Annotated in this window: 7 protein-coding genes; all 7 read left to right on the forward strand. The window is 41.3% G+C overall.

Annotated features, from left to right (window positions below; genetic code table 11):
* Nucleotides 1–458 precede the first annotated feature (458 nt).
* A complete protein-coding gene (locus tag N3I35_13540; GenBank protein MCX8131107.1) occupies nucleotides 459–11,216 on the forward strand; it encodes a GH-E family nuclease in 10,758 nt (3,585 codons plus the stop codon).
* A 131-nt stretch (nucleotides 11,217–11,347) separates the two neighbouring features.
* Complete coding sequence (locus N3I35_13545; GenBank protein MCX8131108.1) at nucleotides 11,348–11,926, forward strand: suppressor of fused domain protein; 579 nt, start codon at nucleotides 11,348–11,350, stop codon at nucleotides 11,924–11,926.
* A 226-nt stretch (nucleotides 11,927–12,152) separates the two neighbouring features.
* A complete protein-coding gene (locus tag N3I35_13550) occupies nucleotides 12,153–12,431 on the forward strand; it encodes a hypothetical protein (protein ID MCX8131109.1) in 279 nt (92 codons plus the stop codon).
* A 79-nt stretch (nucleotides 12,432–12,510) separates the two neighbouring features.
* Nucleotides 12,511–14,229, forward strand: coding sequence for a recombinase family protein (locus N3I35_13555; GenBank protein ID MCX8131110.1), 1,719 nt, complete (start codon nucleotides 12,511–12,513; stop codon nucleotides 14,227–14,229).
* Nucleotides 14,186–14,431: a hypothetical protein gene (locus N3I35_13560; GenBank protein ID MCX8131111.1), complete on the forward strand. Its 246-nt coding sequence runs from the start codon at nucleotides 14,186–14,188 to the stop codon at nucleotides 14,429–14,431. The genes N3I35_13555 and N3I35_13560 overlap by 44 nt, the downstream gene beginning before the upstream one ends.
* A 116-nt stretch (nucleotides 14,432–14,547) precedes the next feature.
* Nucleotides 14,548–15,210: a glutamate ligase gene (locus N3I35_13565; GenBank protein MCX8131112.1), complete on the forward strand. Its 663-nt coding sequence runs from the start codon at nucleotides 14,548–14,550 to the stop codon at nucleotides 15,208–15,210.
* A 260-nt stretch (nucleotides 15,211–15,470) separates the two neighbouring features.
* A partial coding sequence (locus tag N3I35_13570; GenBank protein ID MCX8131113.1) for a single-stranded DNA-binding protein occupies nucleotides 15,471–15,551 on the forward strand: 81 nt, incomplete at its 3' end.

A 15,551-nucleotide genomic window follows, 5' to 3' on the forward strand; every position in this document is an offset into this window, starting at 1 on the left:
GGATATACTCCGTAATTCAATATGGCTCTGCATTTATTAATTGACTTTATTATGCATTTTATCATTGGTATCTACATTTTTCTTGATATATTTACATATAGAGGAAAATAATATATAATAAATGCAGACATAAAAAATTCCAATAATACATAATCAAGGATAATTTAATACTGTTTTGAAATTCTAGAGTATTTAAGATCGCTTTAATAGAGGTACCAGAGGTTTTTACCACCTCCAATATTACTGGCCGTTTACAACTTTATTGTTTGTAAAGGTATTCATTTCCAAGAAAGTCGTGAAGACAAGCATAGCCTGTTTTAAGAAATTTCCGTTACTTAGACTCATCCTATTCATTTCATAGTCCGGAAGGTTTTCTGCATTTGCCTATGAATTCAAAGGGTTTTTACCAAACCAATTTTGAATAAATGAAAGCCAAATTTTTACAAGGGGGTTAACGTATGATATTAAGTAAATTTTCAAAGAGGTTGAACAAATGGCTGGCGGTGGTACTCACAGTTGTACTGCTACTTATGTCCTCACTGGTGATACCAGCAGGGGTGAGCGGGCCTGCAGCTGTTATTGCTCCCCTAAAGGCTTATGCCGCTGCTGACTCAAGTCTGATAGCCTACTATAAGTTTGATGACAACACAAATGATAGTTCGGGCAATGGACACAACGGTACGCAGAACGGCGGGGTGCAGTATGTACGGGGTGTGTCAGGCAAAGCTGCGCAGTTTGACGGTGTGGATGATTACATAAACGCCGGAACTTTTTCTGAAAGCTTTTTAAACGGGATGACTGTGAGTGTGTGGGCAAGGTTTGACACCACAGCAGCCGGGCATTCACAGAGAATCATCGATTTTGGGCAGGGACAAGCTAGTAATAATATAATTTTTGCACAGTATAACACCGGTTCGGATATTTATTTTGAGGCATTTAGCTCATCCGAAAGCAAAGTGATAGCTCAAAATGCTATTGAAACAGGAATTTTTAAAAACTATGTCGCGAGTGCTTCGCGTACTGCTGACGGGAAATACAAAGTAAACTTATATGTAAATGGAGTAAAACAATCCACATCAATAACGGATACCAGTGTACCTGCTGCTGTAACAAGAACGCTATGCTATATAGGCAAAAGCAACTGGAATATGGATACTCTCTTTAAAGGTGCCATGGACGAATTGAAGATTTACAATAAGGCTTTAACTGAGGAGGAAGTCAAGCTACTTCAGAATACTCCCCTAATAAATAAGAACGGATTCAAGAACGGGGGTATTTCAACTCAATTATATGAATCTATGTGGAATCCATGGGAAAACTTGGCCGGAACGACGGACTCAAACCCCTGTGCGGTTTCCTGGAGTCACGATAGAACAGATGTTTTCGTAAAAGGCAAAGATAATGCTTTATGGCATAGGTTATACGACGGAGTATGGCATAATTGGAGAAGTCTGGGAGGGACTATTGTGTCGGATCCGACAGCAGTTTCCTGGAGCGAAGGGAGAATTGATGTATTTGCCAAAGGCAGTGATGGCAACCTGGGGCATATATGGTATGACACCGGAAAGTGGAATAGCTGGGAGTCCCTCGGAATAGCAGGTGGGGGAATAGCTTCTCCGGCGTCTGTTGTTAGTCAGGGCCAAGGAAAGCTTGATGTGTTTATTAGGGGAAGTGACAATGCCCTATACCAGAAAAGTTATGCAAACAACTCATGGGGTAATTGGGTCCAGCGTTCCACGGGCTTAACGTCAGATCCTTGTGCAGTTGTGCGGGGAAGCGGAAAAATTGATGTATTTGCTAGGGGTGCAGGCAATGCTTTATACTGCATAAGGTATCAAAACAATGCCTGGGGTGCATGGACTTCTCTTGGAGGTGTGATAAGCTCAAAACCTAATGCAGTTTCCTGGGGCGAAGGCAGGGTTGATGTATTTGCTAGAGGCACAGACAATGCCATGTGGCATATGTGCTATGACGGTGCAGCATGGGGAACCTGGAAGGGGCTTGGGACAGTAGACGAGGACGGTGGAATTGATTCAGAGGCAGCTGCTGTATCTCTCGGCAGCGGCAAGCTTAACGTATTTGCCAGAGGAAAGAATTACATGTATCACCAGTACTATGACGGAAGCTGGCACGGGTGGGAAACTTTCGGTGGAAAGGCAAAGACCAATTTGTGCGCTGTTTCAAACGGAGCAGGCAGGATCGGTGTTTTTGCAGGCGGGGAGAAAGATGCGCTTATGCATCGGTTTTGGCAAGGAACGGATTTCCTCACAAAAACCGATATTGGTTTGCCTTCACCGTCAGGTACTGTGTCGTATAAGCAAGATACAGGTGAATATACTGTAGCAGCCGGAGGAACAGATATAGAGGGGATAACAGATCAGTTTACCTTTCTGAATAAAAAGTCTACCGGAGATGCGATGTGTACAGTGAGGCTCAATTCCCAGACTAACACAAACCCATGGGCTAAAGCCGGTCTAATGTTCAGGGAAAATCTTAATGCAAACAGTAAATTTGTTGACTTTGTTGCAACTCCCGGCAATGGTCTCAACCTGCAATGGCGAAGTGTAACGGGAGGAGGTTGCAGCAGTATCCCTCTAGGTGCTTATAGTTTCCCTTTGTACCTCAGGCTGATCAGAAACGGAACGACTTTTACAGCCTATACATCACAAGATGGAATAACCTGGGGAAATCCTCTTGGCACAATAGATGTGAATATGGGAGAATATGCCGAGGCAGGTGTCTGCATAGCTTCACACAGTAATGGTACAGCTTCAACGGTGGTATTTGACAGTGTACAAATAGACTCATCACCGGATGTTTGGCGATGGTCCCAAAATGACATAGGCGGTCCAGCACCGGCGGGTGTTGTTTCATATGAGCGTGAAAATGGGCGATTTACCATATCTGCAGGTGGGACTGATATAGAGGGAGGCAGTGATCAATTCACATATGAAAGCCAGGAAGCAAATGGTGATGCTACAATCATTGCAAGGGTGACTTCACAGACAAACACAAACCCATGGGCTAAAGCCGGTATAATGTTCCGTGAATCTAATGAAGCCAACAGTAAATGTGTCCAGCTTGTAGTAACTCCCGGCAATGGGTTAAGCCTGCAATGGAGAGACCAGTACGGATACGGTTCCCAAAGTCTGGGTGCGTGTACGCTGCCTGTGTATATAAAGCTTGTAAGAAACAATGCCGTATTTACCGCATATAAGTCAAATGATGGAGTGGCATGGGGAGAATCACTTAGAAGCCATAATGACAGCCAGATGCCTGCAAATATACGCGCAGGACTTTGTGTGACATCTCATAATAATGGAAATGCATCTACGGCACAGTTTGACAATGTAAGTGTAAGCTCGCTTCCTATACCCTGGAAAACTCATGTTATAGGTTCTTCGTCACTTGGAACTGCTTCCTACAACCAGGTTGACGGTAAATTTATTCTGGATAATAAAGGTGCTGGCATAGGCGGGACAAGTGATCAGTTTACATTTGCCGATCAGGAGGCAGCAAGCAGTGTAAGCGGCAGGATATCAGTTGCTGCGAGAATATCGTCGAAATCGTCAGGTTCTAAAGCAGGGATTATGATAAGGGAATCTACTGCAGCAGACAGCAAATTTGTGAGCCTGGTAGTTGACAATACCAATTTGTATATGCAGTGGAGGGATGTTAAAGGGTCAACCATTGGGCAAGTAAGTATTGGTACCTATACCGGTTTTCCGATTTATCTGAAGCTTGAAAAATCGAATGAATATTATTACGCCTATAGGTCAGCAGATGGAGTCAGCTGGGGTAACTGCCTGCAAAGCCATAGTCAATCAACAGCCTTTGGGAATATAAGGGCGGGGCTTTGCCTCACGTCCTGTTCTACCACTACAGCTGGTACTGCAGCTATAGATTGTGTGGATGTGGAGCACTTAACAGACTCAGATTATAAAGCCGTAAAACTCGGCTTGCCCGGTGTTTATGCACCGACAGGCAACTACTCAAGGACCGATGTAGACATGAATATACCGTCACCGGCAATGGACATCTCCATGAGACGCACATATAATTCGGAAGGTGGCAGTCACTATCATTGGGGATTCGGAACTGGATGGACCTTTGGCTATCAGGGTGAAATTGAGGCTTACAATGAATACGATGCTGTAAAAGTGTTTTTACCTGACGGAAGTATGCAGGCATACAGGAAAAATAGCGATTACGGCAAGTATATATCTCTTTCAGGGTCAAACTATATTCTGACAAAACCGAAAGACAACCAGTTTGAAATGGAAGATAAAAGTTCACACATCAAGTATGTATTTGGAGACATACAGTCCAACTCGCATTATCTCCTGACGCAAATAATAGACAGGAACAATAATACAATAACAATAAATTATAGTAATAATAGGATACAGAATATAGTTGACCAGATGGGCAGGGTATATGATGTGACATATGAAATATTACCAAATATTATGCCCACATATTATGGTATCACATCTATAACGGGCTACACTGACTTGAGCCGCAGAGTGTCGAGATTCAGTCTTAATTACACATACGATGATTCAGGAAGGCTTCATACAGCATCCGATGCAATAGCAAATAATGTGATGACGTATATTTACGACAGCAAGGATGAGCTGACTCAGGTGAAAGATAGGAAAGGCAATAGTATAGTGCAAAACATCATATATGATACATCGCAATATGGAAAGGTAACCAGCATAACTGACAAATATAATTGCATCCACACATATGACTATACGGGCAACGTAGGCTATTTTGGGGGTACGGGAAAGGTTGCTGTGACAGATGATCCTTCAGGAACAGCGCCCAGAAGGAAAATAATCTATTACAACCAGAATTATAATGTAATAGCTATGGCAGACGCTTTGGGTAAAATGTCACATACAGACTACAAAATGGACTCAGGCGGGTATGATGACGTAAAGTGGTCTTCAGACAGCAACCGAGATATCAAGGCAAATTGCTTTGATATCAACGATAACCCCATAGAAATTGTAGATGATGATGGGAGCAGAAATACATTTGAATATGATACGAATACAAACAACCTTACGAGGACGGGTAAACTGGAAAATGAAGCTTTTGACGGACAGACAGGAGACATGTACGCACAGTATTTCTATGACAGCAGTAACAATATTAAGAAAGCTGTAAAGCCACTTAACGGCACTGATGTATATAAAAATGACGGAAGTGATGATAACTCAAAATTTGCCATAACTCTGTACGATTATACCACAGCCGGGAGTATCAGTGGACTTTTAAGAACAGTTACAGATCCTGAGGGGAATATTACAACCTATAAATATGATTCAAACGGGTATTTGAGCTCTGTAGTTGATCCTGAAAACAATGCTACTAAGTACACATATAACAGGTTTGGCTGCCTGGAAATGATGGAATCTCCTTTGGGAAGCAGCTATACCACCGTCTATACCTATGATAAAAACGGAAGGCTTGTGAAGAAAGTTACTTCCGGTGACGGCACGACTGAGACTACCAGGATAGTCTACGATGCCAACGGCAATATAGTAAAGTTAGTACAGCCTAAAGCATATCAGGAGAATGAAGATAATCTTGACGGCAATGATTATGACTCTGACAATTCCAGTACAGGCTATTGGATGTATTTCTACTACATATTTGGAAAGGTAGGATCAGTAGTTGATCCAGAACGAAATACAATAAATTATAGCTATAACAAATTCGGCAAGTTGACAGACAAACTAATGCCTGATGGGAGAGCATATAGGTACGAATATGATGTGCTTGATAGGCCTATTAAAGTATACTACGGGGAAGGCTATACCACTCCGAATGGATTGCTGGAGGAATATACCTATGTCCCACTGCTTGGCGGTAAGGAGAAAATAACTGTTACAAAACACTCAAGTGATCCAGAAAGCTCCAAAACAGTATATGTATACGACCACAGTAAAGGAAGGCTTTTAGAAAAGCATAACCCCAATGGTGCGGCAGCAATGGCAGAGTATACGGTTTCCGGTGCAATTAAGACTGCCTCAAATGAAAAAGGTTGGGCGTCATACTATCAGTATGACGGCATGGGAAGGATGATATCAAGGTGGACGCCATCTACCGAAACAGATGGTATAGTCAGGTACAGGAATACCCAGGTAGTGTATGATAAAGCAGGAAAGGTGCAGCAGGTTAAAACCGGGAAAAATGAGGTAGAAGCTTTCAGCACTCCTTTGCCTTTGGAGGTCATAACGCAAAACTATGAATATTATAAGGATGGCAAGCTGCTCAGGGAGAAAGACAGTGCAGGAAGAAAGACCGAGTACTATTACGATGCCGGCAGGAATTTAACAAAGGTGGATACCTACATAAACTACCAGGACAGGAAGAACACCATAGAATACACCTATAATCACATGGATAAGCCTGTAAAGAAAGAAATCCATGTAGAAGCAGGGGATATTTATGGCAATACTTTTGGAAATACGACGGACTCAATATATACAACCTCATACACCTATGACTCCAACGGCAATATGGCAACTGCTACTACACCTGACAATGTAACTACAACCTATACCTATGACCAGATGGACAGGCTCACAGTCGTAAGCCAGCCGGGATTGGATGAAAACAACCAGGCAGTGATCATATCAACTTCCACTACTTATGACTGGGAAGGTAAGCCGTTAACGGTGACAGATGCAAACAACAGGACAACCACTTATAAATATAATATGATGGGATGGTTGGAGACGGTAACAGATGCACTTAATGGCGTAACTGCGTACTACTATGACATAGCCGGAAGGATGACTGCAACAGTGTCACCCAGGAACTATGGAAAAAATGCTGTAAACGGTACTGACACCTTCATGTTAAGTGATATGAACAGAACCGAGTACACTTATGATGCTATGGGCAGAATAAAAACTGTTAAGGAAAAATACTATGAGGACAATGCGTGGAAAACTGTGGTATCAGATTCCTACAAGTATGATGAGTGCGGAAACGTAATAAAGGAACTGGATGCACTGGGGTATGAGTCGGGTACTGGTTCTGGCGATGATGAGAAGATAAAATCGGGCTATGGTACTGAGTACGGTTACAATATAGCAGGGGAGCTTGTATATCAGCTTGATCCGCAATCAAAGAACAATGGACTGCCATATACGGAAAAATACACGTATGATGCAGCGGGAAGGCCTGTAGAGGCCTATAGCCCTAAAGGCACGGGAAATGGTTCAGAACTGTACTACCTGATACTAAAAAGTACTTATGACGATGCAGGAAACATACTTAGTGTAACGTCAAGGAAGAATGAAGATATTAACGAGCAAACATTAAAAACGTTTAGCTATGATTTACTGGGCAATGTGACCAGCAAGACAGATGGGAACAACAATACTACTACCTATACATATAATGCTTTTAATCAGGTAAGAAGTGTGGTATATCCCGGTGACAGTACAATAGCCACCAATACTGTATACTCACAGTATGACAGCATGGGAAGGCTTGTGAAAATATGGGATTTGGTGGACAATGAAACCCAATATTCTTACAATAGCCAGGGACTTATGCTATCCACTACCGTGAGTAAAACCAATCCATACCAATCGTTTACTGTATCCTCCAGATATGATAAAAATGGAAACATGAGATACTCGACAGATGGAAATGGAAATACCACCGAGTACCAATACGACAAACTTAACAGGCTCACGAGCAAAAAAATAACTACACAAAATATTAATACTCAGGCTAATACTGAAAATATAACAATTTACGGCTACGATGCAAACAGCAACAACACCTCAATAACAGACAGGCTTGTATCGGGCGAAACCACAATGGACAGAGTATTTACAAATACCTATGACCCTTTGGACAGGCTGACACAGGTTAAGGACCCGTTGGATAAAATAGTACAGGTGTTGGAATACAATGACAACGGCGCACAGACGAAAGTCTACGATGCCCTGGGGTGGGCGGCAGCCACAAAATACTATACCCAGTATCAGTACGATAGAAACAACAGGCTTACTGTGGTGACAGACCCACTGAACCACACCACAAGCCGTACATATGATAATGCAGGCAATATAAGCACCAGTATCGATGGGCGCAATAATACCATCGCTTATGGATATGATGAATTTGACAGGCTGAAGTCTGTAAAAAATGCGCTGAACCAGAGTACAACCTACACCTATGACTTAAACGGAAACATGCTTGCCCAGACAGATGGCAGAGGCTATACAACAACATACCAGTACAATGCTGCGGATCTGCCTGCAAGAAAGATAGACCCCGGAGGAAGCACAACAGCTCCTTATACTACGGGTAAGACCACAGGCTATAACTATAATGCAGAGGGTACACTAAGCAGCATGGTGGACAGGAATGGACAGACCACAAGTTACAGCTATGGAGTAGACAGCAGGCTGGTGTTACAGTCCACAACCGGTGGAACCGGCAGTGACGTATCCATATCCTATACCTATGACAACAATGGCAACCGCCTGACCATGAGTGATTCTACCGGTACTACCTCGTACACCTATGACGCAATGAACCGTATGACAAGCAAAACAGTACCACAGTATCCAACCCAGGCGTTCAAATATGAGTACGACAACATACTCGCAGACACTTCACGGTCGAAGGATAAGTCCACAGACCCCAAAAACAATGTAACAGAGTGGACCTACGACAAAGCGCATAGGCTGGTATCCACATATGACGGGGCAGACACCACAAACTTCCTTTACTACGACAATGGGGCGCTCCAGAAGGTCACATACCCCGGCGGAGCCTACGAGGAATATACATATTACAACGATGGGCTTCTCAATAAGTTGAGAAACAAAAAGAGCGATAACACTATCATAGACATGTACACCTACAACTATGACAACGCACACAACCTATCCAGCAAGGAGGACAGCACAGGTGCTACCTCATATAGCTACGATGCTTCCAACAGGCTGTACACAGTAACAGAGCCGGGAAGCCGGGTGACTACCTACGGGTACGATGCCGCAGGTAATCGTCAGACAGAAGCATTGGCGATAGGTGGTGTAACTGATGCTACTTCTATATATAGTTACGATGAGAGAAACAGGCTGACCCAGTTAACCTATGACAAAGCAGTTGGTTCTGAAAAAGACTACACCAAATACTATGTCTATGATAACAATGGCAACCAGACACGGGTTGAAAAGCAGCCATACGGCGGAACAAGAGCTATAGAAAGGACAAACACCTTCGATAAGCTCGACCGTCTTACAGCTACAGAGGTGGACGGTAGGATTGTAGCAAACACATACAACGGCGACGGTCTCAGGGTATCAAAAGTATCGGGAAACCATACTACCCAATTTCTCTACGATGGCATGAAGCCTGTGCTTGAGCTTGATGCAAGCGGAAATCAGACGGCAAGAAACGTATACGGTAGCGATACCCTCCTGTCAAGAAAGGTAGATACAAACAACCCATTCTACATGATGTACAACGGTCATGGTGATGTAACGGCACTTGTAGACTCTACAAGCACAATACAGGGTACATACTACTACGATGCTTTCGGTAAGATAACAGCAAGCAGCGGTACTGCAAATAACCCATTCAGATACTCGGGCTACATGTATGACAGCGAGACTGCTCTGGGGACAGATACAGGAATGTACTACCTGAATGCCAGGTTCTACGATGCAAACACAGCCAGATTCCTGCAGGAGGATTCATACACCGGCGACCCGTCAGACCCCTTGAGTCTTAACCTGTACACCTACTGCACTAATAATCCTCTTATATATACTGATCCCACAGGACACTTCTTTAACTTTATTACAGCAGCATTTGGGGCGGCTGTTGGAGCAGTAGTAGGAGTGGCCTCTGTCGGATTTGACAGCCTGGTAAACGGTAATAAACATAGCTGGAAAGACTATTTAGGTGCGGCGGTAGGAGGTGCGATAACCGGTGCGGCAGCAGGCTTTACTATGGGTGGAAGCCTTGTAGTTGAAGCAGCAGTGGCAGTGACTGCCGGGGTAGCAGCAAGTGCTGCTGGCAATGTAGCACAGCAGCTTATAGCCACGGGAAATGTAGATGCTAAGGAAGTTGGCTATGCAGCGCTGGGCGGAGCAGCCGGAGGACTTGGTGGAGCAGCTGGGGGTGCTCTTGCAGGTGAAGCACTAGGCGGGGCTGGGGTTGAACTTACAAGCAGTCTAGCAAAGGTTGGTGTTGGAGCAGTTGGGGGAGCAACAGGAGGAGCTGCTGCAGACATAGCTGTTCAGATTGCTTCAAAAGGTGATATTGACTGGAGTCAGGTGGGACAATCAGCAGCTTTTGGAGGATTAGTAGGAGGTTCTCAGGCTGGGGCGGAGCATGGTTTAGGCATAAGGACATCTAAAGGGGTGATTACCGAAACATCTGAAGGTGAGCCACTGCTTGAGTCAGGTACCGGCGACATTTCGGTGGAGCCTGAGCGTCCGGCACTAAGTGTAAGCACAGCAAATGAAGTGCCTGCCGAAAGCATGGTGTCAGGTATTGACCCGAAGTCAGGCTATCCTGTGATAATTAAAGGTACATTTGCTCCCAATGGTATGAAAACACAACCCATGATGTATAATGGTAAATATTACTTTGCCCACACGACATATGATGAAAATGGCCAAATTATTAAGCACCTTTACGAACCTCTTAGACTTTTAGGTGGAGGGAAAATAAACAAAATAACCACGCCAAACGGATCGGAGATAGAATATGAGCATACTAATAAAAAACCGCCTGCAAATAGCAAAACTTTAAAAGATTCAACAGGAAGTGGCGGCGACACAATATATGATGGCAAAACAAGATATACATTAAAAAAATTATCTGATGCAGACAAAAAATACTATGAACGTCCCAATAAGTTCCGGAAGAAAACTAAAGAAGAAGTGTGGAAAAAAGCGAAAATAGTTAACGGAAAGAAGGTGGATCATAACGGTGTTGTGCTACAGTATAAAGTGGGTAACAGAAGTGGTTTTGATATGGGGCACAAACCTGGGTACGAATATTGGAAGCATAGAATTAGTGCCATAGCGCGACAAATATCTCGAAAACAATTATTAAATGAACATAACGATCCCAGCCATTACCGGCCAGAATCAACAGCAGGAAATCAGAGTCATGCAGATGAGGATCGTACATCCTCATACAGGGGGCCTTAATGAGTAAGATTTTTTAGTGATTTGAAATACTTGTAAATAATATTTATCAGGCGTAAACTATTATACGGAGTGTTTACGCCTGATTTTTACACTTTTATGCACAAGACAAAGAGAAAGGAACGGTTACAAGTATGAATATACCTGAGGAAAGAAAACTAATAGCCAGAGCCGCCATTGGGGCCTTCGGGGGTACGATGAAGGTTGTTAATTATTTAGATGACAGCAATTCTGAATCCATTGACATATTGTCTTCCTGTCACAGTCCGGCAATAGGACTGACATCTTTTTCTACCGTAGGGCTATCTGAGCATAACATAGGATTTGAAGCAGACAATCTTCCGCTTTGTATAGAGCTGGTTGCTTCATGTGCTGCTGAATTTTCTCTTTTTCCAAACATTTTAGCAACCTGCGCATTTAATATTATCAACTCGAACTATACATGCTACCCGGGTGCTGTATTCCCTGATGTTATAAAAATGTATTATCCTGATAAAGCAATGAGGCATCTATTATTCATTTCTCCGATTCTATGGGATGGAAAGCTTAAGACCCTTGATCTATCTGAAAAAAAAGTAGCTTGGTTGCTTGGAATCCCAATATCGGATAATGAGTTTGCCTATGCAAAGAAAAAAGGTACAGAAGCGCTTGAGGCTCTTTTGGAAAAAAGAGATATTGATATGTTTGATTTAGATCGGCTGTCCGTATTATAAGGGAGCCGTCGTATGAATAGGAATAATTTCTGCATTATTTAGTTTTCATTTAGTCTAATCCATCAAGATAACGGATTTATTCACGTTCATCAATCCCATTGAGAAATCCAAAACCCCTTAAGGCATCACTTGCAGAGCATGCTAATAATGATAAGTTTGTAAAGCATGGAATTTATACGACCCATGTAGATCACCTTGTATCAGAAAAAGGTAAGGGGTGCTTCTAATGGGTGAAGACCGGCATATATATTTAGAAGAGATAAATGTTACAGATGTGAGAAGTATGGCTTGCAAGGACAGTGACGAAATAATAGATGTTTGTGGTAATAAATATATGCTGAATATTAATGAAAACGGAGAAATAAGCATAAAGAGGTATAATGAGAAATATAAAATGTGGGTTAGGATCATTTTTTCAAAAAATCCGGGTGAATATGATCCAGCAGGCTTTATTAAAGAAATATTGATAAAACAGTATATTGACAGGGTTGTTGGAACTGATTAGGAATATTTGATTGCTTTGCCCAATTATAATTAATTAGTGCAATTTGTAGCTAAGTATTGTTAATCGGAGGAAAGATTGAATGGATTCACAACAGATAATAGTGGATTGTTTATATAGAGTTTCATCAAAAATTCAAGTCGATAAAGATGATATACCCATGCAAAGAAAAGCCTGTCATGAATTTATCGAAAAACAGCCGAATTGGGTATTGGGAATGGAACATTATGAAAAAGGCGTTTCTGGATATAAGGTATCATCTGATAAGAGAGATATACTACAGCAAGTCAGAGAGCGGGCTGAGAAAAAAAAGTTCCATGTCTTGCTGGTATTCATGTTCGATAGGCTTGGAAGAAGAGAAGATGAAACTCCTTTTATTGTTGAATGGTTTCATAAAAAGGGTATTCAGATATGGTCTACGAAAGAAGGGGAACAGCGTTTTGATTCAAGGGTGGATAAGCTCCTAAACTATATCAGGTACTGGCAATCCGGAGGAGAGAGTGAAAAGACGGGAATACGAGTAAATGAGAAGCATACACAAATGGTTAAAGAAGGACTGTATAGAGGTGGAGTACCTCCGTATGGCTACAGATTGATAAAGTCCGGAGTGGAAAACAGAAAAGGAAAAGAATTAGTAAAGCTTGCAATTGATGAAGAAGAGAGCAAAACCGTCAAAACAATATACTCTCTTGCTTATGAACAAGGGTATGGAGGGTATAGGATAGCAAAATATCTAAACGAGCATGGAATTAGTCCAAGGAAGGGAACTAGCTGGGGCTTGGCTGTTACTAACTATATATTGAGAAATCCCATATATAAAGGATATCAGACTTATGGCAAAACAACATGTAAAGGTGATGCCAAAGGACGGGTCAAGCCCTCAGAATGGGTAATTTCACTAAAGCCTTCAGAGGAATTGGTAATTATACCGGAACATATATGGGAAGAGGTACAGCGAATAAGACGAGTCAGAACACCAAAATGCTACAGGGAAGAAAACTTAGACTACAATAATTATCCCATGCAAACCAAAAGTCCATTATTGTTGGTTGGGCAGGTAAAGTGCGGACGTTGCAGATCCGCCCTAACTACAGCTTATCATAAAAATACATGGGAAAACAAAGATGGTACTATAAAAGAAAAGTCCAAGCCTGTTTATCGGTGCAGCGGAAGGGCTGCAGGCAAGGTGGATTGTAACGGACAGGTAACATATAGCAAGGCGAAAATTGAGGGTATAGTACTGGATGAAATATATCAGTACCTTGATCAGTTGAATCAGGTGGATCTATCAGAGAAAATCGAAAAGAAAAAACTTAATAATATAAATGAAGAAAAAAGAGAATATAAAATTAAGAAGAAAAAGCTGGATGAATGCACCACAGAACTTGCAGCACTTAATAGCGAAGTGCCGAAATGCATTCTTGGGAAAAGTGAGTTTAGCCGTGATTTGCTTTCAGAATTGATAGATACCAAGACAAAGGAAATTAACGAGCTGGAAGCTCAGATAAAAATACTTGATAGTATAATGGAGGCAAAAATTGTTGAAATTAATGATATGGTTAGGCTGAAAAAAAAGATACCGGTATGGAAAGTGGAATTTGAAAAGGCTGAGCTGGAAAAAAAGAAAATGATGCTTGCGCAGATAATTGATGAGATAACAGTATGGCCTGATAGAGTCGACATAAAAGTAAAAATGTACATTAATGAATTTATATCCGGTATCAAAAACAAGAATTTTATGGAGTTAATTTATAGTAATGGCGGATTCATTGGACTGGAAACCCGGAATAAGCCAGAATGAAATATTAAGCAGAATACAGAGAAAAATCAGCCCTGGTTCTATCGTACTTTTTCACAATGATACTGCACATACGGCAAAAATACTTCCAAGCATAATAAAGACTCTGAAAAGCCAAAGCTACAGTTTTATTCCGGTATCAAAAATGATAATGAGGGATAATTATAAAATAGATTACGAAGGCAGGCAAAGACCGAAAAACTAATTGCTTTTTCTTAATGTTAAGTATGTTGGCTATAGATTACATAAAAAGAGCAAAAAATGTAAAACATAAAAACAATATCTTGTTTTCTCACTCGTATATGAAAAGAGGTTTAGCTAATGCTTTTGGCAGGTATAGTCAGTGGAGATGACAATTCAAGAACAGCGAATATCATAAATTCCATATTTACGGCAGCAGGAAGAAAAGTAAGCATCCTTGATTCAAAAATCCTCAATGAATTGAAACAGAACCAAATAAAAGACTATATGAAGGAACTGGAAAAGAATAATGTAGATATATTGATTTTGAAAATCAACTTTTCGGATCTCAATAATTCTGCATTTGAGTCTTTGAATTTTGATATCATGGTTTATAATGATAAAGCCGATTATATTAAAGTAGCAAATGTAAATAACGATCAGGCAGCTCTTGAAAAGGCAAAAACGCTACTTGACGAAAAGGGAATAGTTATTGTTAATATAGACGATAAGGAGCTTATCAGACTGCTTCAGGGAATGAAATACTATGTTGTTACTTATGGATTCAATTCAAAAGCCAGTATGACTACCTCAAGTGTTGGAGACATATTAGATAAAGACAGCTTTATGTGCTGTCTGCAAAGAACAATTTCTGCCACAAACGGGCAGACTATAGAACCTCAGGAATATAAGCTGCGTATAGAGGCTACCGGTATGGATGTTTATAATGTATTGGCAGCAGCTGCATTTGCAGTAGTAAATGGAATAGATTTAAGTGGAGTGGAACAGTTGACGCTGGTCTAATCTGTTGTTCAGTTATGATTTCGGGAGTTTTGATAAATATAGTTTCCAAAATGTAGATTCAGGGATTTTCAAGTCGAAAAATATATAATATAATAAAGATAGTTTTTTGGTAAGGGTTTGTATTTTAATTAGGCTCGTACTTTTTTCGAACAATAACAAAATGATGAATTTTAATTCTAAACTTAAGTTAAGGTGAATAAATATTACACTAGATAAATTTTTAGATATACATGAGCCTAAGAGAGGAGAGTGGGGGACGGATGGTCGGAAACATCATAGAGAACAACATGGTGACCATTTCCGGTAAGATTATCTCAGATGTAGAGTTTAGTCATGAAGTA

The organism is Clostridia bacterium, assembly GCA_026414765.1.
Classification (GTDB): domain Bacteria; phylum Bacillota; class Clostridia; order Acetivibrionales; family DSM-27016; genus SKW86.